Source organism: Candidatus Paceibacterota bacterium (assembly GCA_040905715.1).
Lineage (GTDB): Bacteria > Patescibacteriota > Minisyncoccia > Phycocordibacterales > CSBR16-193 > JBBDHZ01.
In genome coordinates this window covers 64,537-91,158 of record JBBDRA010000003.1, presented here as the reverse complement: position 1 = coordinate 91,158, position 26,622 = coordinate 64,537, and the positions used below count along the sequence as shown (strand labels likewise).

At 48.7% G+C, this 26,622-nt stretch carries 19 protein-coding genes, 2 tRNA genes and 3 rRNA genes; 2 read left to right on the top strand and 22 right to left on the bottom strand.

The features are described from left to right. Window positions 1-43: 43 nt before the first annotated feature. A complete protein-coding gene (locus tag WD312_01545; protein ID MEX2563783.1) occupies window positions 44-1,273 on the bottom strand; it encodes a putative glycoside hydrolase in 1,230 nt (409 codons plus the stop codon). Window positions 1,274-1,386: 113 nt separating this feature from the next. Continuing rightward, complete coding sequence (gene murC / locus WD312_01540) at window positions 1,387-2,724, bottom strand: UDP-N-acetylmuramate--L-alanine ligase (protein ID MEX2563782.1); 1,338 nt, start codon at window positions 2,722-2,724, stop codon at window positions 1,387-1,389. 133 nt (window positions 2,725-2,857) lie between these two features. On the opposite strand from murC, the gene WD312_01535 reads away from it, so the two are divergent. Continuing rightward, complete coding sequence (locus WD312_01535; protein ID MEX2563781.1) at window positions 2,858-3,736, top strand: laccase domain-containing protein; 879 nt, start codon at window positions 2,858-2,860, stop codon at window positions 3,734-3,736. A 125-nt stretch (window positions 3,737-3,861) separates the two neighbouring features. Here WD312_01535 and murD read toward each other — a convergent pair whose 3' ends face one another. Together murD and WD312_01525 are read right to left on the bottom strand one after the other, a co-directional pair. After that, window positions 3,862-5,229 (bottom strand): UDP-N-acetylmuramoyl-L-alanine--D-glutamate ligase, encoded by a 1,368-nt coding sequence (murD, locus tag WD312_01530; GenBank protein MEX2563780.1) that lies wholly within the window; start codon window positions 5,227-5,229, stop codon window positions 3,862-3,864. A 12-nt stretch (window positions 5,230-5,241) separates the two neighbouring features. Continuing rightward, the gene (locus tag WD312_01525; protein ID MEX2563779.1) at window positions 5,242-5,604 is read right to left on the bottom strand and encodes a hypothetical protein; all 363 of its coding nucleotides are present in this window, start codon (window positions 5,602-5,604) and stop codon (window positions 5,242-5,244) included. A 167-nt stretch (window positions 5,605-5,771) separates the two neighbouring features. On the opposite strand from WD312_01525, the gene WD312_01520 reads away from it, so the two are divergent. After that, window positions 5,772-6,092 (top strand): YggT family protein, encoded by a 321-nt coding sequence (locus tag WD312_01520; GenBank protein MEX2563778.1) that lies wholly within the window; start codon window positions 5,772-5,774, stop codon window positions 6,090-6,092. An 80-nt stretch (window positions 6,093-6,172) separates the two neighbouring features. Here WD312_01520 and WD312_01515 read toward each other — a convergent pair. The 18 genes from WD312_01515 to WD312_01430 form a co-directional block, all read right to left on the bottom strand. Beyond that, a tRNA-Leu gene (locus tag WD312_01515) sits at window positions 6,173-6,256 on the bottom strand. 336 nt (window positions 6,257-6,592) lie between these two features. After that, window positions 6,593-8,011: a pyruvate kinase gene (pyk, locus tag WD312_01510; protein MEX2563777.1), complete on the bottom strand. Its 1,419-nt coding sequence runs from the start codon at window positions 8,009-8,011 to the stop codon at window positions 6,593-6,595. A gap of 45 nt (window positions 8,012-8,056) precedes the next feature. Further along, window positions 8,057-9,019, bottom strand: a complete 963-nt coding sequence (locus WD312_01505; protein MEX2563776.1) for a calcium/sodium antiporter — start codon at window positions 9,017-9,019, stop codon at window positions 8,057-8,059. Window positions 9,020-9,287: 268 nt separating this feature from the next. Further along, window positions 9,288-9,363: transfer RNA gene (locus tag WD312_01500), tRNA-Ile, on the bottom strand. 514 nt (window positions 9,364-9,877) lie between these two features. Then, entirely contained in the window at window positions 9,878-10,045 is a 168-nt protein-coding gene (locus tag WD312_01495; protein MEX2563775.1) for a hypothetical protein, read from the bottom strand. Then, window positions 10,045-10,635: a glycosyl hydrolase 108 family protein gene (locus WD312_01490; protein MEX2563774.1), complete on the bottom strand. Its 591-nt coding sequence runs from the start codon at window positions 10,633-10,635 to the stop codon at window positions 10,045-10,047. Before WD312_01490 ends, WD312_01495 begins: the two co-directional genes overlap by 1 nt. Window positions 10,636-10,841: 206 nt before the next feature. Beyond that, complete coding sequence (locus tag WD312_01485; GenBank protein MEX2563773.1) at window positions 10,842-11,042, bottom strand: hypothetical protein; 201 nt, start codon at window positions 11,040-11,042, stop codon at window positions 10,842-10,844. A gap of 12 nt (window positions 11,043-11,054) precedes the next feature. After that, the gene (locus WD312_01480) at window positions 11,055-11,231 is read right to left on the bottom strand and encodes a hypothetical protein (protein MEX2563772.1); all 177 of its coding nucleotides are present in this window, start codon (window positions 11,229-11,231) and stop codon (window positions 11,055-11,057) included. A gap of 300 nt (window positions 11,232-11,531) precedes the next feature. Further along, window positions 11,532-12,994: ribosomal RNA gene (locus WD312_01475) — 16S ribosomal RNA — on the bottom strand. Window positions 12,995-13,270: 276 nt separating this feature from the next. Next, window positions 13,271-14,206, bottom strand: coding sequence for a protein translocase subunit SecF (gene secF, locus WD312_01470; protein ID MEX2563771.1), 936 nt, complete (start codon window positions 14,204-14,206; stop codon window positions 13,271-13,273). 49 nt (window positions 14,207-14,255) lie between these two features. Next, complete coding sequence (gene secD, locus WD312_01465) at window positions 14,256-15,671, bottom strand: protein translocase subunit SecD (protein MEX2563770.1); 1,416 nt, start codon at window positions 15,669-15,671, stop codon at window positions 14,256-14,258. A gap of 91 nt (window positions 15,672-15,762) precedes the next feature. Continuing rightward, a complete protein-coding gene (locus WD312_01460) occupies window positions 15,763-16,986 on the bottom strand; it encodes an aminopeptidase (GenBank protein MEX2563769.1) in 1,224 nt (407 codons plus the stop codon). A 19-nt stretch (window positions 16,987-17,005) separates the two neighbouring features. Next, window positions 17,006-17,914, bottom strand: a complete 909-nt coding sequence (locus WD312_01455; GenBank protein MEX2563768.1) for an NAD-dependent epimerase/dehydratase family protein — start codon at window positions 17,912-17,914, stop codon at window positions 17,006-17,008. A 49-nt stretch (window positions 17,915-17,963) separates the two neighbouring features. Next, on the bottom strand, window positions 17,964-19,307 hold the full coding sequence (locus WD312_01450) for an exopolysaccharide biosynthesis polyprenyl glycosylphosphotransferase (protein MEX2563767.1): 1,344 nt from the start codon (window positions 19,305-19,307) through the stop codon (window positions 17,964-17,966). 19 nt (window positions 19,308-19,326) lie between these two features. Further along, window positions 19,327-20,469, bottom strand: a complete 1,143-nt coding sequence (gene rodA, locus WD312_01445) for a rod shape-determining protein RodA (protein ID MEX2563766.1) — start codon at window positions 20,467-20,469, stop codon at window positions 19,327-19,329. Between the two features lie 87 nt (window positions 20,470-20,556). After that, window positions 20,557-21,966, bottom strand: coding sequence for a vWA domain-containing protein (locus WD312_01440; GenBank protein MEX2563765.1), 1,410 nt, complete (start codon window positions 21,964-21,966; stop codon window positions 20,557-20,559). A 385-nt stretch (window positions 21,967-22,351) separates the two neighbouring features. Continuing rightward, a 5S ribosomal RNA gene (gene rrf, locus WD312_01435) occupies window positions 22,352-22,459 on the bottom strand. A gap of 362 nt (window positions 22,460-22,821) precedes the next feature. Next, window positions 22,822-26,560, bottom strand: a 23S ribosomal RNA gene (locus WD312_01430). Window positions 26,561-26,622 lie beyond the last annotated feature (62 nt).

Sequence of the window (26,622 nt, the reverse complement as noted above, 5' to 3'; positions counted from 1 at the left end):
TTTATCACACCAAACAGTATCTGTAAGAAAAATTTTACCGGTATCACATTCCTCCTGAACTACTGGCTGATTTGAGCGCCTCGCGGGTGTAGTAGTTTCCCGGGTCCCACAACATCCAGCTGTCGAGCCCGGCGTCGTAGGTTGCTTGGATCTGTGCCCGAACTTCGTCGGGTCCGTAGTCCCCACCATAGTCAAAATCTTGAAGCCACGGACGAAGCTTGTCTTTGTCGTACACCTCCTTTTCATACACGGCAGGTGTGCTGGTGCCGATCCGTTTTGCGCCGGAAAAAGCAATACTCGTGGTTGTTGCCACCGCTCGGTCAGCTCCACGGCTCATGGTGTATTTGATGATCTCGTACGGGTAATGATTTGGATTCGCCCAACCGTTGAAGCCGTTTGGATAGTGGCTCGGGTAAACCATTGGGGCGATATAATCAAAGTACGGCATCGCTCGCTCCAGCACCTGGCCAATACCGAGATGATCGTAATTCGTTGTTACCATACCGAACAGATCAGCCGAGGTGACAGGTGAGCCGTTCGGGAACACTTCCGGGTCATTTACTTTCTCAAACAAATACGCAAAGAATTCTTCAATCACTACGTCCTTGGCTCGGTCGCCACTGACCGGAAACTTGATGTCCTTCATGTTTCCGTCAGAGGGGAACCGAATGTAGTCATAGTTCAGCTCATCAAATCCAAGTGCATACGACTCCTGGGAAAGCGTGATCGTATACTCCCACACCTGACGCGCGCTCGGGTCGGTAAAGCTAAGTCCTTTGCCGTCTGTCCAGACACTTCCGTCTCCTCGCTGAACCGCTACGTCCGGATTGCGTCTGGCATAGAACGGATCCTGAAAGACCGTGATGCGACCGATAACATAGACGCCCATTTCGTGAAGCTCCTCAATGAACTCTTTCATGTCCGGCACGAAACAATTGATCCCTTGCGCAGGCTTAAGCTCAGGGTCATTCACCGGGAAACTGATCCCGCCGGAGTAATCCTTGATATCGATCACGATCGAGTTAACCTCGGTTGTTTTGAGCAAGTCAGTAAGGCGCTGTCGGAAACTTGGTGTAGAGGCGGCGCAGGTGGTCATATAGATCGCTCGGACCGAATCAGGTGTCTCAACATGCGCTACGGTCTCGACCGGATCATCTTCCTTCTCTTTCTCTCCTTGTGTACTTGTTGCGCTAGAAACCACACCTGTCGCAGAAGCCTCGGAAGCATCGTACTCAATAGATCCAAGCTCTAAGTGAGGAGCAAATATAAGCATAGTAATAGCGCCTACTATGACAATACAGGCACTACTGATATAGAGCGTTGATGAAGAGGGTAACTTAAGCATAATAATACACCTCAAGTATAGCAGAGAGCGCTTGCGTAGGGCTACACAAAATGACTGTGAATAGCGCTGATATCGCCGGCGCCGAAGGTGACCACTAGATCGCTCGGCTCAAGTGAGTCAGAGATATATTCGGCGATCGCTTCAAATGAATCAAGAGCGCGAACATTCGCGGGAGTACCGTGCTTCACGATCGCCTCGGTAAGTGCGTGATTGTCTACACCTTCTGCGGGATCTTCTCGAGCGGCGTAGATCGGTGCCACGATCACTTCGTCTGCTTGCTCAAAACTTTCCGCAAAGGCATCGAGTAGCTGAGACGTGCGCGAATAGAGGTGAGGCTGGAAAATAATGCGCAGATTTCGGTCAGGATACTGCTCGCGAAATGCAGCGAGGGTGGTCTTGATCTCACTTGGGTGGTGAGCGTAATCATCATAGAAAAGAGCGCCGGTAGCCTTCCCGACTTTTTGCTCGCCTTTATATTCATAGCGTCGCCACGTTCCTTCAAATCCACTCAATGCATCTTGAGCTGCTGAGCCCTTCACACCGAGAGTCGCAGCTGCTGAAAGCGCTGCTTGCGCATTTGCCTTATTATGTTCGCCCGGAACCCTCAAGGTGACCCCGTCGAGCGGTGTTTGTGTGTAATCAACAACGTGCTCGCGATACCGTCCCACAACCGGCATCACATTTGTACTCTGCGGGTTACAAATAATTGCGCCGTCAGAGGGAACCTTCTCCGCAAGCTTATCGAACGCTGACTGAATATCAGCTAGATTTTTATAGTAGTCGAGATGATCTTCCTCGATATTCGTAATGATAAGCACGTTCGGATTCAAGTGCAGAAATGAGCGCTTGTACTCGCACGCTTCAACAACAAGATAGTCGCTTTTGCCGGGAATAAAATTCGAACCCCACTGCTCTTTTTCAGCTGTGTCAGTCGATGTATCAACCGAACCTTTACGAAGCAAGCTACCGACGATCACTGTCGGATCGTATCCGGCTTCAATGAGAATACGCGCCACCATTGCTGTTGTGGTTGTTTTGCCGTGCGTACCCGCGATCGCTATGGTGTACTTGTCCTTGGAGATCTCACCGAGCATCTCGGGGTATGAGAGTGTCACCAGTCCCCCTTCACGTGCAGCCGCAAGCTCCGGGTGATCTTGTGGGATCGCCATTGTATACACCACCTGATCGATCTCATCCGTAATATTTTGAGCGTTTTGCTCGTATACCACAGAAACTCCTTCGGTCTCGAGGGTTTCGGTAAGCTTAGACTGAGCCCGGTCTGACCCGCTTACTGTATGGCCTTCATTAAGCATCATTCGCGCCAGCGCGCTCATACCGATGCCTCCGATGCCGATGAAATAGTAGTGTTTTTTCTCCATAGCGCAACTATAGCACACCTGCCATGCATACAATATATGCACGATAAATTGACGCATGAAGTTCAATGTGCTTTAATCCTTCAAGCTGTCCTTACTCAGTAGAACTCAGTGAACCTTTTTTGAGGAGCGTATTATGCCACCAACCCTACAGACCAAGCCGACCAAGCGACTGCGCGTCCATGGAGATGTCAACATTCAGCTGTACGGAAAACCACTGGACTTTCGCTACCGCTGGATCGGTGATGACCCCACCGGAGAGAGCAACGTCGCACGAGCAGACCTGGAGACCCTTCAAGCGATCGCTGAAGAGAACGGACTCACGGACATCCTGGTCCCCAATCTCAGCGAAAGCAACACCCGGATCACTACCGCCGACGAGTTTGAGCCAACTATTTCGATCGGCAATGTGACCATTCACCGAGGAGTAGCGACTGACGGAGTGATACTTCCTCCTGACTCGCCGACGGTAGGAGCACTGTTTCGGACCGCAGACTGCCACACGACCGTGGTAAAGTGCCACCGAACCGGTGAAGTATACGTGCTCCACACCGGACGAAATTCCTTGGTTGACCACAACCTTCACCGAGCACCCTCATCGTCCCGAGACTTTGACTCGGTGGTCCAACGCCTGATGACTCAATTCGCGTCTTACCCGGGCTGCTCACCGGAAGATCTCTCGGCGCACAGCGTCTGCGGCATCCGCGCCTCGATGTTCAAGCACCCGTTCGACCGCGCCGATTACGGCACCTTTAACGAAATTCTCACGAACTACATCCAGACCCGCTGGGGCAGCTTCGTTACCAACACCCTGATCCCGGGGCGAAGGAGGGAAGGCTGTATCGATGTGCGTGCGCTGGTGCAGGCACAGTTCAGGGAATACAACGTACGTGCTGAATACGACACCATTTGCACCGCAAGCGATCTTTCCCCTACGGGTGCGCACCAATGGCATTCGCATCGACGGGATGGCAACGCAAGCGGGCGCAACGGCATACTGGTCTTCTCTGGCTGACTCTTGCTGACCTTCTCAAAAAGGAAATCAAACGGCTCGATCCAAGGATCGAGCCGTTTTTTAATACATTTATACGACGCAGGTGATATTTCAGGCAGAGGCTGACCAGCCTCGGGCGGGCATTTCTACAGCTCCTGTATCTCCTGTAAAAATTTTTCTCCACGGTCATATTCATTCTTAAACAACCCAAACGACGCAAAGGCCGGAGAGAACAACACGGTATCCGTTTCCTCTGCTTTATCAAAGGCTTTTTCTACCGCTTCCTGCATATTTTTAACCTCAAATGTTTCAACGCCTTCAACGCTATCTTTTATACGATCTGTCCCGGTTCCCGGCAACCACACAACCGTTCTACAATATTTCTGAATTGCTTCGAGTAGCTCATTGGTCTCGAGCCCTTTGTCCGCACCGCCGGCGATCAACACCACTGACTTAGACGCCTTGCTCCTAAGTGCACTGAGAGCGACGACGGTTGCATCCGGTGTGGTTGCGTTGTTGTCGTTGTACACCTCCACTCCACTCACTAGACCAATACTCTCAAGACGACCGGGTACGCTCTTGAAATTTTCTACCGCCTGCCGGATTGTTGCGCTTGGTATATCAAATGACTCTACTGCTTTCAGTGCACAGGCAATGTTCGACCGGTTATGCTCACCGGGAAGTGGTAGCGACCAGTCATCCGGCACATCGTTCGCCGAAGCAATACCGACATTGCTTTTTATATTGGAATATTTCTCTTGGATGATCTCGGCACACTGCTCACCCAGCACCAACAGATCATCAGCAGTTTGATATTTAAAAATGTTCGCCTTGTCTTCGAGATACCGATCCATCGCTTTGCCTGTACTGAGCCCGGTTGAAGTATAATAGTTCATGTGATCAGCCTTGAATGTAGCGAACACAGCGATGTGCGGAGATATCTTTTCCTCAGAGAATCCCTGTAGCTGCCACGAGTCCAGCTCAAGCACGGCAACTTCCCCTTCGGTACTCTCCGGCAGATGCTCTAGTGTCGAAACCCCTTGTACGTTCCCTCCTCGAAACACATTCTTGCCCGATGCTTCGAGGATATCCGCAACAAGATGAGTAACGGTCGACTTCCCCCGCGTGCCGGTTATGCCTATGATCGTTGCCGGGGTGAGCTTAGCGAACAGTGCTGTCGACATGGTCACCGACACGCCGGCATTTTGAGCTGCCTGAACATACGGCGAATCAAACGGCACGCCGGCAGCCTTGATCACCATATCCGGCACATTCTCTCCATCTTTACCGGCAAAATCTTCTTCGCGGTGCCCACCGAGCACGAACGAGATATTCTCATATTCTTTTAACTGCTCAACACTCTCCCGTAACTCGTCTTCGGTTTTGAGATCAGTTACCAACACCTTAGCCCCTTGTTCAGCCAAAAAACGAGCATCTCCCACGCCGCGCCCCAGCAACCCTAGACCCATTACGGTGATGTGTTTATCTTTAAAATAGTGGGTGTACTGTTTCATAAGGAAGTTATGCTACTGGGCTAATTTATAGGTGATCAAATGCACATGAAAATGCTCGGGGATCGTCTGGTTTTTTTGAAAGTTATTGAACAGCGAATCAAAGTGATCGAGTTTTTTGAGCAGCGCGTAGTACTCACTCTTTGCCGCCTCGCTGAGATCTTCAAAGAATCCGGTATGGTCTTTGGGTATCAGCATGCAGTGCTCTTGGGCGATCACGTCATAGGGGAAATCATTCGGAATGAGTTTCCAGTACTTGTACTCTTTAATAGGATTAGCTTTGCAAAGCGGGCACCCCTCTGGAGCAGTCTCCTTGTATTGCACATACTTATCATACATTGCCTGCGAGCGGACTACTGTTCGAGGTCGTTTCTTCATTACTTCAAAATGATACTACAAAGGATAGTGCCCGTAAAATTTTCAAGACATTGTGGTATAAACAATTCTAAAATATGACAACAACCTGTTATTGAAAGAAATACAGGGGTTATCCTGTCTTAATATAATAAGCAGTATGTATTATTTATTCTTAGTTTTACTTCATTATGACAACTCGTATAGTTCTCCTTCGCTTGATCAATATAATTATAGGCCTTGTTCTGATCTTTCTTGGTCTCCGGTTAGTACTTAAACTGCTTGGAGCCAATCCAAATGCCGGCTTTGTGGCTTGGATATACGGCATGACCGAGCCGTTGCTAGTGCCGTTCCAGGGAATGTTTCCCACGCCTGTGGTTGAAGCAAACTTTATCTTAGAATTCTCGACCCTCTTTGCCATCCTTATCTACGCAATTATTGGATGGCTCCTGATAGAGCTCGTAGACTTTATAGTGGACGCTACGAATGAAAGAACGGTTGAAAGGCGCTAACATAGAACCTTATTACACAACAAAAAACACCTGATCGATCAGGTGTTTTTTTGTAAAGCCGCACTGTCTCTTTGTACCGGTGCCGTGGAGAGGATTTGAACCTCCATGTCCGTAAGGACATACGCTCCTGAAGCGTACGCGTCTACCAATTCCGCCACCACGGCGAACCTATATTACTCTACACTATTGTAACTATATATGTTTAAAGATATAGAAGCGGTACGCGTCTACTCCGGCAAGTGAGCGGTATCGCGCAAAAGCTTGCTTTTGCATGATCCGCGAGCGCAGCCGGAGCAAGCTTTGCTTACTTGAACAAGTGAGGAGCGGTCGAAAATTTATTTTCGTTCCGTCTGAACGCAGTTCAAGGAAGCTTTGCTTACTCCGACAAGCGAAGGAGAAAACAAAAGTTTACTTTTATTTTTCCTGAGCGCAGCCGGAGCAAGCTTTGCTTACCAATTCCGCCACGTGCCCTTCGCGACAGAAAAACTGTACCAAATTTCTTATACCGTTTCCACCAGCATCATGTTCGTCTCCATAGGTGACTTGGAAGAGAACGGCACACCAGCAACCACGACAACCTTGTCGCCTTTCTTTGCTAACTTGAACTTAGGTGCCTGAACTCGTACCGCGTCAAAAACATCTTCAACCGACGTTAACTCTTTTGTGAGAACCGGAAAGACACCAAACGACAACTGGAGCTGGTGCCAGGTTTTCTTGTTTGGTGTAAGCGAGAGGATCAGCGGAAGCGGCTTGTGCCGTGAGAGCATGCGAGCACTGAATCCTTTTAGCGTAGCCGCAACAATAAGAGTGGCATCTATATCGTGAGATGTTTCTACAACCGATGTAGTTACGGCATCAGTCGTACTAATTTCCACGCCTCCGTTTAGTGCATAACGCTCTTTATAATTACTTTCCACCTCTTGAGCAACACGGGCCATTGTCTCGACCGCCTCAACCGGATATTCACCAAGCGTTGTTTCCTCCGAGAGCATAACCGCGTCGGTACCGTCAAAAATAGCATTAGCAACGTCGGACACCTCAGCGCGTGTCGGTACCGGTGAGTGGATCATGCTCTCAAGCATCTGAGTGGCGGTAATAACCGGCTTACCAAGACGATTACATTTAGCAATGATCTCTTTCTGCAACTCCGGAACTTTTTCAGCCGGCACTTCGATAGCTAGGTCACCGCGGGCAACCATGATACCGTCAGATAATTCAATGATCTCATCGATGTTTGTTATAGCTTCCTGTGTCTCGATCTTCGAGATGATCATCGCATCCGAACCACGCTTCTTGAGAATAGTGCGGAGCTTTGTCACATCCTTCGGCCGACGAACAAATGAGAGCGCAATGAAATCAACGTCGTTTGTAATACCGAATTCAAGATCTTTTTTGTCTTTAGGTGTTAGAGCATCGATAGAAATATTTGCACCCGGGAGATTAACTCCACGGCGACCTTTTGTTTCACCGCCTACGACAACCTTGCAGACCACATCTGTTTTTGTAGTACGAACCACGGTGAGGCGTTTTTTTCCATCATCAAGTAATACCTGGTCACCCTTAGCGAGTTCCTTGGGTAGCAACTTATAGTTCACATGCGCCTTTGTTTCATCGCCTACGATCTTTTGAGTTGTAAGAGTAAATTCGCTTCCCTTCTTGAGTACAACCTTTTCTTTATAAAAATCTCCGATCCTGATCTTCGGACCGGAGAGGTCTTGGAGAATAGCGATCGGTCGGCCGATCGTTTTTTCGACAGCACGGGCTGCGTCCACCTTGCCCTGGTGTTCTTCAAAATCACCGTGAGAGAAATTTAAACGCACCACATTCATTCCGGCCTTGGCTAATTTCTCGAGAGTTTTTTCGTCCTGACTTACCGGACCTATCGTTGCAACAATTTTTGTTTTTTTTCTAAATGGCATAAGAAAATACAATACCATGTTCTAGCCATATTAGCAATATACTGCTTAAAACAATCCGAACACTTTAGCGAGAAAGAGTATGTACAGCGAAAGATAGAAGCTTCCCTCCCATGCATGAATGCATCGTGAAATACCTGAAATAACAAAAAGGAAAGTAGCCAATGCGAGAACCGGGACACCGACAGCGAGCGTCTGCTCATCGAGCGGCAACGTACTAAAAATACCCGGAACACCGACAACCATGAGGATATTAAAAACGTTTGATCCAAAGATATTTCCTACTGCTACTTCCGTTTTACCTTGAATTACCGCCCGAGCTGAAACAGCAAGTTCCGGCAGAGATGTTCCCAACGCCACCGCAGTGATAGTGATCAATCCCGTTGAGTACCCAAGAAGGGTAGAGAAAACAATGATCGAATCGATAAGAAAATGAGCACCCAGAGCAAGACTGGCTGCTCCACAAATTATAAGCACTATGTCTTTTTTTATGTAACGTTTCGGATGCTTTTGCTCTTCTTTGGAAATCTCTTCTTCCGGTAAATGCACCACCGTCCTGTCTCGTTGAGTGACCGTATAAACGAGATACACAGCGAAGTTAAGGACAAGGACGATCGACTCGAGAGGGTTGATCGTTCCATCCCAAGCAACAACTAGAAAGATTCCCGTCCCCGCTGCTAAAAGCGGAAGATCAAGATCTATCAGATTCTTCTCAACCGAAAGCTGACGGCCTATAAGAGCAGACAGACCGATAACCAAAAGAATATTTGTAATATTCGAACCAACAGCGTTCGCGACGATCACTTCCGGCACTCCCTTCATAAGGGCAGAGATTGAAGCAATAAGCTCCGGGAACGATGTTCCGATAGCAACGATCGTCACACCGATAATAAAGGAAGACATGCCGACAGCAAGACCGATACGCTCGGCTCCGCCTATCAGCCAGTCCGCCCCTTTGACCAACGCGATCAGTGCGGCAATAAAAACAATTGTCCAGAATACGATCATCATAGAAACAGTATAGTGTATTCAGTATTTTGTATCCAGTGTAGAATTTGAACTTTCATACAAATAAATTCTCCCTAGGTTAAACCTAGGGAGAATTCTTGTGCGCGTGCCAGGGACACTCACTGCTCGCTTGCGCTGCGCTCTAAAAACCTCTCGGTTTTTAGTATTTTCCTCCACGGGAAACTACCGTTTCCCGTCCCCTTCACGGTTCGATCCCTGACTGTCGTCTATAAAATAAATAACCGGCACAAAATGCCGGTTATTTATTTTATGGTGCGCGTGCCAGGGATCGAACCTGGGACCTTTCGAGTATCAGTCGAATGCTCTACCAGCTGAGCTACACGCGCAAGTGAGCGACGTCGTGCGAGAGCCAGATCTTCAGCAAGCGAGGGTAACACGGGAGCTTGCTCACAGTGTTACCCGAGTGAAGCTGAAGAGAGCTGTGCTCGCTCTCGCATGACTCGCGAGTGCCGCGCGTGAAAGCTTTGCTTACACGCGCAAATGAGGAGCGAGGCGCTGCTCACGATAGTGAGCGCATTTGCATTGAAGAAATTTTGGGTGCTTGCACACAAATAATTTCTGAAAGGCAAATGCATTCAAGCGCCAAGCGGCATTTCGTCTGAGTGAAGCGTGTGAAAGCTCTGCTTACTTTGCCAAGTGAGGAACGATCGAGAACTAGTTATCGTTTCGTCCGAGCGCCGGCAAAGCAAGTTTACTTACACGCCATATAGAAATACCCTCACACCCGCCTACACTACCAAAAATCCCTCTTTCAGACAAGAAACCGTCATAATCAATGCAATAAAAATAAAAAAGAACGCTTGCCGGAGCAAACGTTCTTCGAGAGTCGATTCATTCTCATTACCAGACAGCTGCCAAGAGAATCAGGATGACCAGGGTTGCGACAAGAAGGCAGAGGAAGACTCCCCCAACCCCGTCCTTCTTTGCCACCTTAATCTGCTGATCTTCTTCATGTACAACTTCCGCATTCCATCCGCCGGTTTCGTTTTCTTCAATTCTGAGCACCATTATTCTTCCCTATCTGATAGAAAATTTCGAAGTTTATCGAGTCTATTCAGCCAGCCAGAGAGAAACGCGTCGCGTCGCTCTTCAGGCTGACTCCGGTAGAACCGCTCGCGGCGCTCGAAATACTCCTCGAGCACCTCTGCCGGATCGCTTTTCAGAAATGCAGCACGGGTTTTCGGACCCCAAATGCCGTCAGCTTCGGTCCCGATGCACCGCTGAAGCGTTCGCATCGCCTGTGATGGCCCCGCATTGATCGCCCAGTCAAAATGAGCGATCGCTAGCGCCGGAGAAACCTCCTCGATCTCATAGCAACGAGCCTCAAGCCAGTAAGCATAATAAATGCCTTTGACTTCCCACAACTCGATCTGGGAAACCGGTCGACGCCTCTTATCCAAAGAATCTTGCCAGGAATCGTAGGCGACCTGAGTAACTCCATAGTTGGTAGCACCTCCGGTGTCTGCAACATGATCGCTGTAGCCACCCTCAGAATCGAGCACAAATGCCGTCGCTTTCTGAAACGTCGTCTCCGGTGTTTCGTCTGCGAAAGCGGTTGTCGCAACCATAGTCGTGACAACTAACGTAAGAAGCAGCATCGTATATCGCATCAATAAACTCCCTGTTTGAAAATAACGGCAATAACCACCCTGGTTATATCTGATATAATCATACTATTAATATAGTATATTGTCAATAGTACAAAAAAAGACCCTGATAGTTGCCTATCAGGGTCTTGCATCAGCGATCGGACCAAATGGACCCTCCGACAGATGCTTCTTTCTCCTCCGCCTCCGCCCCAGGATCAATCAGTGAGATGGGCATATCCCATGTCCCGAGCAAGCGGAACCAAGCACTGCTCGAGCATGTGATTTTCGGGAATGTCCGGATACGTCCCTTGTTCGATCTGAGCTTTCACCCGACGCACTGTCTGTGCCGCCCGATCCATATCGAGATCATCATTCCGTTCCCGTCCTTGGGAATCCCCTGAGTCCGTTCCTGACATAGCGATCCTCCCTCAGTTGCTTGCCTTGCGATGCTCGTGGATCACGCGATCCAGCTCACGCTTGGCAATAGTACCGATTGCTTCCGGTTCGCCACCGCGGCGATCCGGATTCTGCTCTTGCTCTCGAAGCTGTTTTTCCGCAACCTTCTTCATACCCAGAAGACTACGAATGTGTTGGGGTGTACTCATGGATCCTCCGTGAGCGTAGGTGGTTTAAAAAGAACAACTTTAACAATAGAAAGCAAGTATAGCATACATACGCTCTATTGTAAAGGGAAGAAGCTGAATACAAAATCCCCATTGCTGATTGTCAACAATGAGGATCTTAGACAATTCTTCTCTCTTTCGTTCCGTCCACATGATCTCGACTTGAGGCTCCGAGACCAAAACCTTTGCCCTTCATGACATACGCCACGAAGGATTTTTCCTGCACTCGATCGAGGTGCAGGACCGACCGTTTCACTGAGTTCACCGGTGGCGAACTCAGAAAAATGGATATTTCCACGACCAGCTTCCGCTAGCCGTGCCTTGTTATGACTTAGTCCCTGTTACTGAATTTACCTTCGGCCCGCCAGAGGCGGGACTTCGGGTACTCTCAGTTTCCTTGACTTGACAGGCGGTGAGTACAAGGCTCGAGAACGTATTCACCGCAGTATGGCTGACCTGCGATTACTAGCAATTCCAACTTCATGTGGGCGAGTTGCAGCCCACAATCCGAACTGGGGCGAGGTTTATAAGGATTAGCTCAGGGTTACCCCGTCGCATCCTGTTGTCCTCGCCATTGTAGCATGTGTGTAGCCCAAGGCGTCTAGGGTCATGCTGACCTGGCGTCATCCTCTCCTTCCTCCCGGAGGACCGGGCAGTCTCGCCTGACACGTATAACAGGCAATGAGGGTTGCGCTCGTTACCCCACTTAAGGGAACAGCTCAAGCCACGAGCTGACGACGGCCATGCAACACCTGTTCAGCGATCTCGAAGACGGTTCCTGTTTCTAGGAACCCACAGCTGAATTTCTAGCCTTGGTAAGGTTCTTCGCTTATTATCGAATTAAACCACATGCTCCACTGCTTGTGCGAGCCCCCGTCTATTCCTTTGAGTTTTAGCCTTGCGGCCGTAATACCCAGGCGGTCCGCTTAACGCGTTAGCTTCGCCTCTCAGAGGGTCGATACTCCGAAAAGCTAGCGGACATCGTTTAGGGCCAGGACTACCGGGGTATCTAATCCCGTTCGCTACCCTGGCTTTCGTGCCTCAGCGTCAGGAATGTGCCAGTATACTGCCTTCGCCTTTGGTGTTCCCCATGATATCAACGAATTTCACCTCTACACCATGAGTTCCGTATACCTCTCACATCCTCGAGCTCTGCCGTTTCCTTTGCCATTCCTCAGTTAAGCTGAGGTCTTTGACAAAAGACTAACAGAGCAGCCTACGCACCCTTTACGCCCAATAAATCCGGATAACGCTTGGGGTTCATGTGTTACCGCTGCTGCTGGCACATGATTAGCAACCCCTTATTCCTGGAGTAACGTCAATAAACTTCCTCCTCCAGAAAAGGTTTTTACGCCCCGAAGGACTTCATCAACCACGCGGCGTCGCATGTTCAGACTTTCGTCCATTGACAATGATTCTCGACTGCAGCCACCCGTAGGTGTTTGGACCGTATCTCAGTTCCAATGGTGGGGGTCAGGCTCTCACCTCCCCTAGACGTCATAGCCTTGGTAGGCTTTTACCCTACCAACAAGCTGATATCCCGCAGGCCGTTCCAGAAGCGATAAATCTTTCACCCGAAGGCGTATCGTGTATTACCCCGAGTTTCCTCGGGCTATTCACGACTTCTGGGTACGTAACCTACGTGTTACTACCCCGTTTGCCGGTGCTCCGAAGAGCCCCTTGACTTGCATGCCTTATCCACGCCGCCAGCGTTCATCCTGAGCTAGGATCAAACTCTTAAGTTAAGAATGAATCATAACTAAAAGAGTATTGATCATTTTGTCTTCAATTTGATTCAAAAAGAAGACGGGGCCCTCATATCGATCGAAACCGATATGAGGGTAATTAATGTGGACGGAACAAAAGAAAAAACAATTCCGACGCGTTGGTCGGAACTCCGATTTTTACGTCGAAGTTGTTCCGTCAATATTTAGTTGTCAAAGGACCCTTTAGTCAAAATAAAACCCCATCTCCTGAGGTATGGACCATTATATACATCTGCGAGGGGATGTCAACAAATTTTATGAATTTCTCTTTTCTCCCCATTCTTGAAATTTGACCAAGAGCGGTGAGGCGATAAATAAGGAGGAATATGTACCGGCAAGTACGCCGACCAGCAACGTCAACGCGAACGCCTGGGTTACGGCACCACCGAATACATACAACGCGATCAGCACAAGCGACGTAGTAAGCGATGTATTGATCGAGCGGGCAAAACTTTGAGTCAAACTTTTGCCAACTGTTTCATCAAAATTCTCTTTGTGATTTGTCTCTCGATTAACTTGCAAATTTTCACGAACCCGGTCAAAGACCACGATCGTATCGTTCACTGAGAAACCGATGATCGCGAGCAGAGCCGTCACAAACAGAACATCAACTTCTGCCCCAAGAGCAACGCCCAAAAGCGCGAACAAACCGGTCGGAATAAGAATATCAAAGATGAGCGCAACGATCGCCGCCAGGCTGTAATACCACGATGAAACTCCTTCGTTAAGATAGTTGCCCTCTGTATCCATTCCCCGCCGAAAACTAAATGCCACGAACAGCACGATACCGGTCACGACCAAAGCGATCGCGACTAGCGCTTTCGCCCGAAGCTCCTCGCCAATAGACGGGCCAACCGAACTGAATCGCTCTTCAATCACCTCCAACTCTCCCCCGAATGACAGCTGTTCCATAACCTCGCTGTGCTCATCGTCTTGAACAAACGGTGTCTGGATAATGTATGAGCTGTCACCCGCCGGGCGCACAGATACGCTGCGATCGAATAGCGGCGTGATGACTCCTTCAACTCGTTCCTGGGCCGGGCGCTCAGTCTCGTATCTCACCTCAAAAGTAGAACCACCGGTAAATTCAATGCCGAATTTAAGACCGAACGACAGGATCGCTACAAGAGCGAGCGCCGCAAGTCCGCCGGCAACAGCAAAGAATATTGTTTTGTTCTGAGTGATAAACATAGTGTTAGTGTTGAAGTGAAGTATTCAGCCTGCCTGCGCAGGCAGGTATTTAGTATTTCGTATCCTGCGATCTCGTTGTTTCAGCTCCGGAACCAAAAAGCAAAGCGGTGGTCTTCCCTACCTGTTCACTCGCGAGTGCAAGCAGTAATGTGCGGCTCACCGTGATAGCGGTGAGCATAGATACCAGCACACCGATCCCGAACACCAGTGCAAACCCTTTTACCAGTGATGTGCCCATCCAGTACAGAATCACCGCACTGATGATGCTTGAGATGTTAGCGTCACGGATCGACGGCCATGCCCGAGCAAAACCGGCGTGAATTGCATCCTGAAGATCGCGACCAGCCCGACGCTCTTCTTTGAGACGCTCAAATATTAAAACATTTGCATCAACCGCCATACCGACCGAGAGAATAAAGCCGGCAATACCGGCTGCGGTCAGAGTAATGCCCAAAATCTTAAAAAGGGCCAGCATAAGTACTATATAGAGTACAAGTGACACAGTAGCAACGAGTCCGGGGAGCCGATACCACGCAAGTAAGAACAGTGTCACTCCAGCCAGACCGATCAAACCGGCAAAAACACCCGCATTCAATGTCTCTTGACCAAGTGTCGGACCGATCGTCTGCGTGTTCACAAGCGAAACCGGCATTGGCAGTGCGCCGAACTTAAGGTTATTCATGAGCTCACGCGCTTCCTCAACACCGTCCGGCCCACCAAATCCGCCTGATATCTGTGCCTGACCGCCCGTGATCGTGTCACGGATAACCGGCTGTGAAATTGGCACACCATCCAGGAATATCGCCAGGATCCTTCCTTGGTTCTCGCGAGTTATATCGGCGAACAGATCCGCGCCTTCGCTATTGAACTGAAGCGTCACGAGCGGCTCACCGGTAACGTTATTAAACTGAAGCTGAGCATCGCTAAGATAACGACCGGTTAAGCCGGTAGCTTCGTATCGATCGTCTGATGAAGCATCGGTAGAAGTACCATTCTGCGCTTGAAGCGTGCTGGTCCCGTCACTTGTTTGCACTTCTATTCCTGCACCGTCAATAGGAGACGCACCCTCTCTCAATAACTTAAATTCAAGTACCGGCGTCTCACCGATCATCGCTGTTGCCTCTTCAATATTCGTCACTCCCGGCAACTCCACAACCAGCCGATGAGATATTTCACCGGTAAGGACTCCGGCCTGCTCGGTCTGAACGATAGGACTTCCGGTTCCAAGCGCGTTCACTCGGCGCTCTATAACTTCACGCAGACTCTGCATTGCGCCATCCACATCACCTTCGGATAGCTCAGAAACATCTGCCTCGTAAATAAGCTCGGTTCCGCCGGAAAGATCAAGTCCGAGTTGAAACGGAAAATTTGAATCTTCAGTGGTCTGCGTTGAATAGATGAAATACCCCAGCCCAACAAGGAGGAGTAAGATGATAAGTGCGCTGAAACGGTATTTGGCGATCATGGCGGTCAAAAACACTCGTTCGAATCAATAATAGACGTATCCTAGCGCAGGAAAGGCAAAAACGCAAAGCGTTTTTGCCGGCTACTCCGGCCTAGACCTGAAATTGCCCGTTCCTATAAATCACCCTTTCGCTCCCGTCCTGGAGTGTTGCGGTGACCGTTCTGTCTGTTGTTGAGACAATATCCGTGTGAACCGAAGAATCATTGAACCCGACCTTCTGCCAATCCTTCGCCTTCATTTTTGTGATGTCGCCGTTATAGCAATTTGAGTATGCTTTTCCGAGCGCAATATGGGTGTTACCGTACTTGCCGCCCACATTCTCGTCAAACAGCGTCTCTGCCATAAACTTGGTAATGCGCGAATGACGCTTGTCGGTCAGTGAGAATTCACCCACTTTATCTGCATTTTTTGTATTGATCATTTCCTGCAAAAGTTTCAGGTTCTTAGACGCCTTGCTTCTAAGAACTTTGCCGTTCTTGAACTCGAGCTCTACATCTTTAATAAGATTGCCATAACGGTAGAGTGGCTGATTGAATCTGATCCATCCGTTCGTCCCGCGCCAATCAGGCGACGTGAAAAGCTCGAAGCTTGGAATATTGCGCCCGCTTCCTCCGGCCCACTTCCGATCTGCACCTATTTTCACGGTAAGATCAACATCCTCGCCCTGAAGGTGAACCTGCTCGATCTTAAGCTTGTTGAGCTTTCGACGAATCGTTTCGAGCTCTTTTGCCACGGCTTTCCACTCAGCAATAGGGTCTTTTTTGTCGAGAAAACAAGCCTTGGTGATCTGCTTCCAATACTCTTTTTCTGAGAGACCCGCTTCTTTCGCCATTGCCGGCGTGCCGTACAAGCCTAGTGTCCAGGTAAATTTCCCGTTATTTTCCTTCTCGTCTAGCCACTCATGGATCTTCTTCATCGCCTGCCCGCGAGCCATCATCTTCTTTGGGTCAACACCTTTTAGAGCCTGCTTATCTGCTTCGCTTATGATCACAATATTGTGATCGACATCGGTAACCATACCTTTCATATAATTTGCCGGAAAATACTTCAGCTGTTTATCGTTGGCCAGATCATAAAAAGCTTTTGCAAAATTAAACGATCGATCGTCATCCGGCCGATACACACCGATAATATGCCCACCGGCTTTCAATACAGCCTTTTGAAGTTCAATATACAGCGGCTTTGCAGACTCGTTAACAACGACACGCACCACATCATTTTTCTTAATACCCTTGCCGCTATTCAGAGCAAAATTTACTAAAACGTCAGCATACTTCTCTAGTGTTTTCTTATTTGGATGATACGTATCTGCCATGATTATTCAATTATCAGATCTAGGAAAGTCCGTGTAATTTTTTAAGTTCAGCTATCCCTTCTTCTATCGTCACACTCGGCGCCCAGCTCAGAAATTCTCGTGCCCGCGTGTTATCAGCCAAGGTGTCATGGGGCTCATATCTAGCTTCGATATGCTCTACTTCGCCACCGATCAACTCCGCGATCTTGTTGATCGAGACATTGTTCCCGGCTCCCACGTTGATCACGTCTGCACTGCCGACAGAATCACTTGAAGCTGCTTTCAAATTAGCCTGCACCACGTCAGTTACGTGCGTAAAGTCGCGCGTCTGCTTACCATCGCCGGTAATAGTGAGCGATCCTCCCTCCTCGCGCTGTTTAAGAAACTTTGCGATCACGAGCGCGTATGCACCCTCGGCACTTTGGCGCGGCCCGTACACATTGAAATACCGTAGGCACACACTCGGAAGCCCATAGATCTCGTTCCACATTTTGCAGTACAACTCGCCCATGTACTTGTGCAGTCCGTACGGCGACTTCGGACCCGGATCCATATCTTCAACAAGCGGCATAGTTGGCTGATCGCCGTAGATGGAACTCGACGACGAGAATACTACTTTTTTCACTCCGCTATCAACGCACGCCTTAAGAACATTGAGTGTGCCGGTAACATTCACCTCATGCGTCTCAATAGGATACTCAATAGAAAACTGTACTCGCGGGAGTGCGGCTGTATGAAAAACATAATCCGCTCCTTCAAAGATCGGTGCGATAGCCTCTCGGTCGCAGATCGTTTCTTCGTGAAAAGTCGCTTTCTCATGTATCAACTCCCTCTTGCCTCCTGAAAGATCATCGATCACGTGCACGTCGTCTCCGCGTTCTATCAATGCATCTACAAGGTGTGAACCTATGAATCCAGCCCCTCCTGTAACAATTGATTTTGTTGCCATATGCTTAATCTATCACATCCTATCTTAGACACCGAACAAGACATTCATTTTATGTACCGCTCCGTGAAAGCAAGGCCTTGAGCGTCTTGAGTGCGATCGCCAGATCGACGGTCGGTGAACGGTTGATAATGTAGTAAAGATCATAGGAGAGCTTGCGCTTAGTCTGCACCACGTCCATATCTCGTTTTGGAGGTGTTTTATGATACAGCTGAGCCCACCCTGAAAGACCGGGCTTTATTAGATGGCGAACATCGTAATATGGGATCTGCTCTTCGTATTGCCTTACTAAACTCGGCAACTCGGGCCGGGGACCAATGAGCGATAAAGATCCGGAAAGCACATTCCATAATTGAGGTAATTCATCGATTCGTGTTTTTCTCAAAAAACCACCGACACGTGTTACATGATTCCCCTTTTTCCGATCTTCTTCACCACCGTCATCGGTCGTCATCGTTCTGAACTTTGTGACACGAATACGCTGATTGTTCTTACCCACTCGTTCTTGGTGAATAAAAATAGGGCCTCCATCCTCGAGTTTAATAGCAATAATCACCGCAGGGTACAGAAGCAACGAGGCTAAACCGACCGTACCGGAAAGGAGTATATCCATGAGTCGCTTAAACGAGTCGTACATAATTCGAGGGCTGGCCGAAACATTTTCAAGAAACCAGTTGTATCGAACCAGTGACAGCGGAACCCGTGTAAACGCCTCCTGATATACGTGATGCATATCAAAGAATCGAACGTGGGAAAAAATAAGATTATATAAATGCGGCAGAAGCGGTTCGATACCCGGGTGACGAAGGTCAACCACAATAACCCGCACATCCTCGCTGTAGACCCGCTCAATGATATCGGTCTGAATGTCCAGACCATCAAGCTCATTGAGGTCAACCGTAAACAAAAAGGAAAAATCGAGATGTGATCCGTTGTTTATTTCTTCTACAAGCTCATCAGTTTCCTCGCCGGTACCAATGATGACCGCTTTGTACTTTTGTCGCGGACCGAGAAAGCCGTGCCCGTACAATCGCCAGAAGAGAATGAACCCGAACGAAATAAAGAGATATATGAAAAGGTTCGTCTTTGGAGTGATCGTAAAGTATGGAACAGCGTAGAAGAAAAGCACTGCCAGAGCAATGTTCACAAATTGCGTCTTGAGAAGCAGTCTTGGGAGCTCGGTCTGAAATAGCACACTTCGCCGTTCGTAAAGGCCGGCAATATAGAACACGACAACCCACACAGCGAAGAGAACTGAAAACGGAGCAAGGTGCTCAAGAAAGATCTCTTCGGAAGGCAGGCTTAAGTGACGGATCGCCAATGTAAGCCACAGCGATACAAAAAAGACCGCCAGGTCACCGAAGAATAATATTACACTGTCTCGAGTTGGCCTCATGGTTTCAATAGTGCAACAATTATACCTCCAATTCAACCCCTTCCATCTGAACTTCTCGACGATACCTACGCATCGCCATGATCATACCAAGTGCCACAAATTCAGTAAGCAGGTGGGTACCGCCGTAACTCATGAACGGAATCGTTGTTCCGGTAACCGGCAACAGCCCGATATTCATACCGGTGTGAATTATAACGTGAGCCATGAAATACACCGCGATACCAAGCATAAAAAGCATCTCGAAATTACTGGCACCTTGCAGGCTCGCTGAGAGAATACGCCAAAACAGCACGCCAAAAAGGCTAAAGAGCACAATGACGCCGACAAAACCCCACTCTTCGGAAAACGCCGCGAAAATGAAGTCTGTCTGGTATTCCGGCAAGAATTCAAGCTTTGACTGAGTACCGTACCCCACTCCTTTGCCCATTAACTCCCCGGAGCCGACAGCGACCATAGATTGATATGCGTTATATCCGGTACCTTGAATATCTGCGAACGGATCAAGAAACGAGGTGATACGTGATTTTTGGTAATCCTGAAGCGCAAACGACCACATACCGATAACAGTAACTACCGCGATGAGAATAAGCGCGATGAGATGCTTTTTAGAAATACCTGAAACAAGCACCATACCCAGCCAAATAGCCCCTAGGATCAGAGCTGAGCCAAAGTCCGGCTGAAGAAACACAAGCGCAAAAAGTACAAACGCGTAAAACCCGGATAATAGAATATGTCGTATATTAGCTATTTCTATATGCCGGCGGGCAAAATACTTTGCCAGCAGTATAACGAGCACAAGTTTTGCCGGCTCAACCGGCTGAAACGAAAACCCGCCGATCGAAAACCAACTTTCCGCACCTTGAAACGTGCTTCCTACAACAAAGAGAAGCGCAAGTGATGCAACTGTGAGCACATACAACGCTACAACGACCCCGGTCCTTCGAAGAAATCGAAGATCGATCATACTAACCAGAAAACAGGCTCCGAGTGATACGCCGATCCATACGATCTGTTTTTCAAAAAACCTATCCTCGCCGGTAAACGAATTCATTGTGATAAGTCCGGCAAGAGATATCGCCAAAGCAGCGCCGAACAATATCCAGTCAAACGACCAGGCTGTGTCGATCGCTCGTCGTGAAAACGCAGTAAGATACCCTAACATGTAGCGACATCATATCATACTGGCAAAACACCCATCCTAAAAGCTTTCGATCTTAAAAGATCTACCTGCACACCTTTCAACAAAACCTTATTCGAGTATTTTTGTGAGAATCCGCACAACAGCACGGTCCTGCTCACACACACTTGTCGCAACTTCCTGGTAGATGCCATCAAGATCATCTGTGGTAGGGGCAAAGAAATGATTATCCGATGAAGGAGCAAGCTCCCTCAAAAAATCACCACTTGCTCCTTCACCAAGCCCGATTACGTATAGTTCTATATTTTCTTCGGCAGCCACTTCTGCTGCGTCGAGTGCTTGCTGTTTCGGATACTCCTGCCGACTCAAGTCACTGTCTTCAGGAGGAAGCGGTCTTGTCGCAACACCGTCACTAAGCAACACGATCACGCCAGACGTTTCCGGTGAACGACGAGATGAGCGCATCTCATCCAGCGAGCGACGAATACCGTCTGCTATATTCGTGTGCTCATCGAGGTGTGGTGTACCGATCGAGATCGAGTCGATCGCTTGTTTAACCGTATCAAGGCTTGAGGTCAGCTGCTGATCGACCGGATCACTCGCCTCGGTCGCAAACGACACCATGCCGGCCTTATCCGTATCCGAAAGCATATCCAGAAACGACTTGGCCGCCTCTTTAACATCAGTTAGAGGTTGCGGCGGATCTTCGCTGTCGAACTGCATACTACCTGAACGGTCGATCACCAGCATGGTATCAGCCGGTTGCTGGCAAATGCGGGTCCCCGCGTCAAACGGTCTCGGCCAGGTAAATGTTTTGTTTGTAGTTTCTCCTTTTTTCAGCTCACTTATAACGGTGCGCGACGCGCCAATGGCAACATTATTACTGTCATAAACGATCGTGACCGCTTCGATGTTCTTTATTGGCAAGATCGACGTGTTCGTAAAATCAGCCTGTACCCGTGGACGAGTTTCCAGTGAGGAGAACACTCTATTAGATACACTGATCAGATTTTTTTCATGATCTTGAACGGATCTCCACGGCAGCTCATCAGCAAATCTGAACGTTACACGAGCGGGCTCCCGATCAAAACTAACAGGTCCCTCGAAAACCGCAAAAAACTGATCAGGTGGAACAACTGTTGCTCCTTGAATTGTTTCAAGAAGCACGTTATCTCGATCATACACACTGAACTCATATGGCGCTGATGATACCCGGGTTGCTGTATTAGGATTCTCAATGTAAGCGACAAGGCTATAACTTCCTTCACGCGCCGGAAACGCACGCTCCCACAGCACGATCGGATCAGAAACTGTGCCGGATGGAAGATCCTCAGAAACCGGCGCTGACTCCTCGTAAAACAAGAAAAACATGGCCAACGCGGTCACGACAAACAAAACCCCCGCGATCATACTCAAAACGGTTATCTTTCGTTTTGTGGCCCAGTCAATACCGGTTTGCTTTTCAGAGATCTCTTCTTGTTTTTCAACTGGCGCGGAGCTCTGGTCTACATTTTTTTCCATATATTTACGTAGTATATCAAATAAACACTCGTTACTGTTGATACCGGGTGTTTATAAACAAAAACAACCTCCTTGAAGGAGATTGTTTATGGAGAAAATTGAGTACTCTATGCGACATTTAGCCCTTATGAACGATAGTGAATTAGGGATAAAGAAGTGCTCTGGTAGTGCGACTTTGTTTTCTTGTGAACAGCTTTGCTGTGAATTAGAAAACAAGAAGTGCTCTTGTAGTGCTGGCGCCGACCTACTTTGACAAATGAGGAGCGAAACGGGAATGCGAAGCATTCACATTTCGTCCGAATGCAGTCAAAGCAAGCTTTGCTTACTTTCGCTACCGTCTAAATATATTCCGAAATTATATCTGAAAAGAAAATTAAGTACTCTATGCTGGCGCCGACCTACTTTCGCCTTGAAAGACTATCATCGGTGCTGAAAGGCTTAACTGCTGTGTTCGGGATGGGAACAGGTGTACCCCTCTCGCCAAAGCACCAGCATACAATACTCAATTCGCGTTACTTTTTGATCGTATTATTGAGCTGTGTATATTAGGCACCACGTTAGTGGTGCGTGAAAAGAACTGGCGCTAATTTCAGAAATCGGGATGATGGGTCCTTCCCCCACTCTCCGTCCATGACGGAGCGCTATGGTCGAGCCGGCGAAGGCGTACCCTCACTCACATTCTGTTCGCTCGCCACTACTAAGAAAGCACGACCGGCTACATCCCGTATACACCCAATACACACAACTCAATATTACAAACTAACAATGAAACAAACGCATTCATTCCATCTAACAGAGCAAAACACTTTTCGCCCGCGCCACACCTGTGTGGTGCGGACGCTGGCATCCAAATTTCCTAATAGGATATGATGAATTAGTACACCTCGGCTAAGCACATTACTGTGCGCACACCTAGTGCCTATCAACCTGGTCATCTCCCAGGGATCTATGATTCCTAATCTTAGAGTTGGCTTCCCGCTTAGATGCTTTCAGCGGTTATCCATTCCCGACATAGCTACTCAGCAGTGCCACTGGCGTGACAGCTGATACACCAGAGGTCAGTTCACTCCGGCCCTCTCGTACTAGGAGCGAATCTCTTCAAGAATCTACGCCTGCAGCGGATAGAAGACCAACCTGACTTACGTCGGTCTGAACCCAGCTCGCGTGACTTTTTAATCGGCGAACAGCCGAACCCTTGGCACCTTCTCCAGCGCCAGGATAAGTCGAGCCGACATCGAGGTGCCGAACACCGCCGTCGATATGAACTCTTAGGCGGTACCAGCCTGTTATCCCCAGAGTAGCTTTTATCCGTTAAGCTCCGGCCGTCTCTAAGACGAACCGTCGGACCACTATGCTCTGCTTTCGCATCTGCTCGACATGTACGTCTTACAGTTAAGCCGGCTTGTGCCATTACACTATCGGCACGGTTTCCATTCGCGCCTAGCCGACCTTATAGGCTCCTCCGTTACTTTTTGGGAGGAGAGCGCCCCACTCAAACTGCCCGCAAGATACTGTCCCTGATGAGTTTTTCTCACCGGGTTAGAATATACAGGTTCTAAGGGTGGTATCCCACTGACGACTCCACGCTAGCCGAAACCAACGCTTCAAAGTCTCCCACCTATACTTCGCAGAGAAACTGTACATCCAATATCAAACTACAGTAAAGCTTCTGGGGTCTTTTTGTCCTGCTGCAGGTAACCAGCATCTTCACTGGTATTGTATTTTCACCGAGCATGCCCCTGAGACAGTTCCCCAGTCATTACGCCATTCGTGCGCGTCTGAACTTACCAGACAAGGAATTTCGCTACCTTAGGACCGTTCGTCTCTGTTTTCTACCAAGCGTCAGATTGACGCTCAGACCTTATGTCGCCATAAGGATCGGACTATATCATTACCCTGAAACAGTCGGCTTCCAATCATTGTTTCAGTGGTACTTTGCGTATAGTCTCTGAGGATTCTTCCGCATTAACTACAACTTGTAATATCGTACTTTCTCTTCCTTCCAATACCCTTGTTGAGTTTTTCCCTCAGTTGAAGAATTTCTTGAAATCCTTCCTCTGAGAGATGTTCTTTTCGGTACATCTTCTCTACTATCTGACAAAATAACGAGAAATTTCGCTTTTTCTTAGCAGACAGAAACCGAAATCGTGTAAAGAATGGGATAACATTCTCGTACAAGGAAGTTGGGTTAGTTACTTCGTAGTACACCACCCCATCCTTCCGTGTGCGGAGCGTTCCGCATTGTAACTGCTTCTTAATGAAGCTGAGTATTACACGATCTCGTTGAGAAATGTTAAAGGAAGCTGTTAATTTCCACGTATTTCGATAATCTTTTCTCTTTTTTATCGAAACGTTGAAGCTTCCTTCTCCGTCAGTAAAGCCGGCTATGTAATATCCATGCTCTGGTTTTACTGATTGCACCTTATATCCTTCCATAGATGTGACTTGCGGAAGTCTTTCCTGCGGATCGTCCGGCGCTCATGCGAAGCTCACTTGACGGCTTGTTACTGCTTCTTCGACAAGAAGCGAGTACCGTCAAGATGCATCCGGGTTTTCCCGCATATAGCAAAGTTTATTTACGTAACTACAACGGTCAGGTTTATAGTTACGGCCGACATTCACCAGGGCATACAAAAGTCGGCACACACGTAAACGCGTGTACAGCCCATGTTTAACCTTCTGGCATTGGTCAGGCGTCACTCCCTATACATCCTCTTATCGAGTTCGCAGGGAGCTATGTTTTTGGTAAACAGTTGCCAGGGAATCTTTAGCTGCGGCCTTCACTACCGAAGCAGTGAAGGCAGGCCTTATACCGAAGGTACGGCCGCTGTTTTGCCGAGTTCCTTAGGGACATTTCACTCGTTCGCCTTGGTCTACTCGACCTGACTACCTGTGTCGGTTTTGGTACGGGCCCCATATAGTTATCCTGAGAAGCTTTTCCTGGAAGCGCGCTCCTCCTCCTTCTCCGTCGCGTACGACGGATTCGCCTCGCTGCTCGGCTTATGCTCTCCGGATTTACCTAGAGAGCGGCCTCACAGAAAGGACATAAATCCGCTAATATGCGAGAAGTACAGCGCTCCGTCACTCCAATCGGACTATATGGGGGTCATGGAATATTAACCATAGTCTCCATCGGCTCCCCCGTTCGGGATTGCCTTAGGCCCCGACTAACCCTTGGCTGATCACCATCGCCAAGGAATCCTTAGTCTTTCGGCGGGCAGGGATCTCACCTGCCTTGCGGTTACTTGTGCCAACATTCTTACTTCCACGCGCTCCACTGTGGGTCACCCCTTCAGCTTCATCGCAGCGTGAAATACTCTCCTACCACGCTTACGATCCGGAGATCGTAAACATCCTCAGTTTCGGTACTATGCTTAGCCCCGATTATCTTCGGCGCAGAATCTCTAAATGAGTGAGCTGTTACGCACTCTTTAAAGGATGGCTGCTTCTAAGCCAACCTCCTCAGTGTCTGAGAAATTCCACCACCTTAAGTGCACTTAGCATAGATTTAGGGACCTTAACTGGAGGTCTGGGCTGTTTCCCTTTTGACCAATGGACCTTAGCGCCCATGGTCTAACTGCCCGGAAGTTGACCGCTTGTATTCGGAGTTTGATTGGTCTAATGAGGCGTAGCCCCTATTTAGACCATCCAGTAGCTCTACCCCAAGCGGGTAATCCGGACGCCAACCCTAAAGCTGTTTCGGAGAGAACCAGCTATTACCAAGCTCGATTAGCTTTTCACTGCTTACCACAGGTCATCCGATGGTTTTGCACGGCCATTCGGTTCGGGCCTCCCTCCGGCTTTCGCCGGAGTTCACCCTGCCCATGGCAAGATCGCCTGGTTTCGGGTCTGATACATACGACGACCCCACATTGTGGAGCATACGCGCTATTCACACTCGGTTTCCCTACGGGTGCGCTCCTCTCAGAGCTTACCCAAGCCGCATATATCAACTCGTTGGCTCATTCTTCAATAGGCACGCCGTGACGGACGCAAGCGCCCGCTCCGACTCCTTGTAGGCGTATGGTTTCAGGATCTATTTCACTCCCCTTATCGGGGTTCTTTTCACCTTTCCCTCACGGTACTTGTTCACTATCGATCTTCAAGAGTATTTAGCCTTACCAGTTAGTTCTGGCAGATTCACTCAGGCTTTTCGTGTCCTGAACTACTTAGGAATAGAAGTCAGAAATACATTATTGTTTTCGCGTACGGGACTATTACCCCCTTGGGTTCAGCTTCCCAGCTGATTCTGCTAACAATAATAATAAATCCGGGATTCCCCGCACTTCTACCCTGCAACCCCACTGTGCAAGCACAGTGGTTTAGGCTCCTCCCGTTTCGCTCGCCACTACTAAGGGAATGCATATTTGTCTATATTCCTCCGGGTACTGAGATGTTTCACTTCCCCGGGTGTACTCCCTGCCGTTCTTCAACGACAGGGTAATCCCGCTTAAACGGAATTGGGTTTCCCCATTCGGAGATCTTCGGTTCATAGGTTGTTAGGCACCTCACCGAAGCTTATCGCAGCCGTACCACGTCCTTCATCGCCTCTTGAAGTCAAGGCATCCACCATACGCCCTTTAATTTCCTATTAGGAAATTCATTAACCAATGTTTTGCTCTGATACATACAATCAATGTATCAACATTTCATTTG

Excerpts from the sequence above, each read along its gene's own strand:
- WD312_01455 (MEX2563768.1), bottom strand. The coding sequence starts at position 17,914 with ATGGCAACAAAATCAATTGTTACAGGAGGGGCTGGATTCATAGGTTCA.
- secF (MEX2563771.1), bottom strand. The coding sequence starts at position 14,206 with ATGTTTATCACTCAGAACAAAACAATATTCTTTGCTGTTGCCGGCGGA.
- secD (MEX2563770.1), bottom strand. The coding sequence starts at position 15,671 with ATGATCGCCAAATACCGTTTCAGCGCACTTATCATCTTACTCCTCCTT.
- WD312_01450 (MEX2563767.1), bottom strand. The coding sequence starts at position 19,307 with ATGAGGCCAACTCGAGACAGTGTAATATTATTCTTCGGTGACCTGGCG.
- murC (MEX2563782.1), bottom strand. The coding sequence starts at position 2,724 with ATGGAGAAAAAACACTACTATTTCATCGGCATCGGAGGCATCGGTATG.
- WD312_01535 (MEX2563781.1), top strand. The coding sequence starts at position 2,858 with ATGCCACCAACCCTACAGACCAAGCCGACCAAGCGACTGCGCGTCCAT.
- WD312_01490 (MEX2563774.1), bottom strand. The coding sequence starts at position 10,635 with ATGCTGCTTCTTACGTTAGTTGTCACGACTATGGTTGCGACAACCGCT.
- WD312_01440 (MEX2563765.1), bottom strand. The coding sequence starts at position 21,966 with ATGGAAAAAAATGTAGACCAGAGCTCCGCGCCAGTTGAAAAACAAGAA.
- pyk (MEX2563777.1), bottom strand. The coding sequence starts at position 8,011 with ATGCCATTTAGAAAAAAAACAAAAATTGTTGCAACGATAGGTCCGGTA.
- WD312_01545 (MEX2563783.1), bottom strand. The coding sequence starts at position 1,273 with ATGCTTATATTTGCTCCTCACTTAGAGCTTGGATCTATTGAGTACGAT.
- WD312_01485 (MEX2563773.1), bottom strand. The coding sequence starts at position 11,042 with ATGTCAGGAACGGACTCAGGGGATTCCCAAGGACGGGAACGGAATGAT.
- WD312_01460 (MEX2563769.1), bottom strand. The coding sequence starts at position 16,986 with ATGGCAGATACGTATCATCCAAATAAGAAAACACTAGAGAAGTATGCT.
- WD312_01520 (MEX2563778.1), top strand. The coding sequence starts at position 5,772 with ATGACAACTCGTATAGTTCTCCTTCGCTTGATCAATATAATTATAGGC.
- WD312_01505 (MEX2563776.1), bottom strand. The coding sequence starts at position 9,019 with ATGATGATCGTATTCTGGACAATTGTTTTTATTGCCGCACTGATCGCG.
- WD312_01525 (MEX2563779.1), bottom strand. The coding sequence starts at position 5,604 with ATGAAGAAACGACCTCGAACAGTAGTCCGCTCGCAGGCAATGTATGAT.
- WD312_01480 (MEX2563772.1), bottom strand. The coding sequence starts at position 11,231 with ATGAGTACACCCCAACACATTCGTAGTCTTCTGGGTATGAAGAAGGTT.
- murD (MEX2563780.1), bottom strand. The coding sequence starts at position 5,229 with ATGAAACAGTACACCCACTATTTTAAAGATAAACACATCACCGTAATG.
- WD312_01495 (MEX2563775.1), bottom strand. The coding sequence starts at position 10,045 with ATGGTGCTCAGAATTGAAGAAAACGAAACCGGCGGATGGAATGCGGAA.
- rodA (MEX2563766.1), bottom strand. The coding sequence starts at position 20,469 with ATGTTAGGGTATCTTACTGCGTTTTCACGACGAGCGATCGACACAGCC.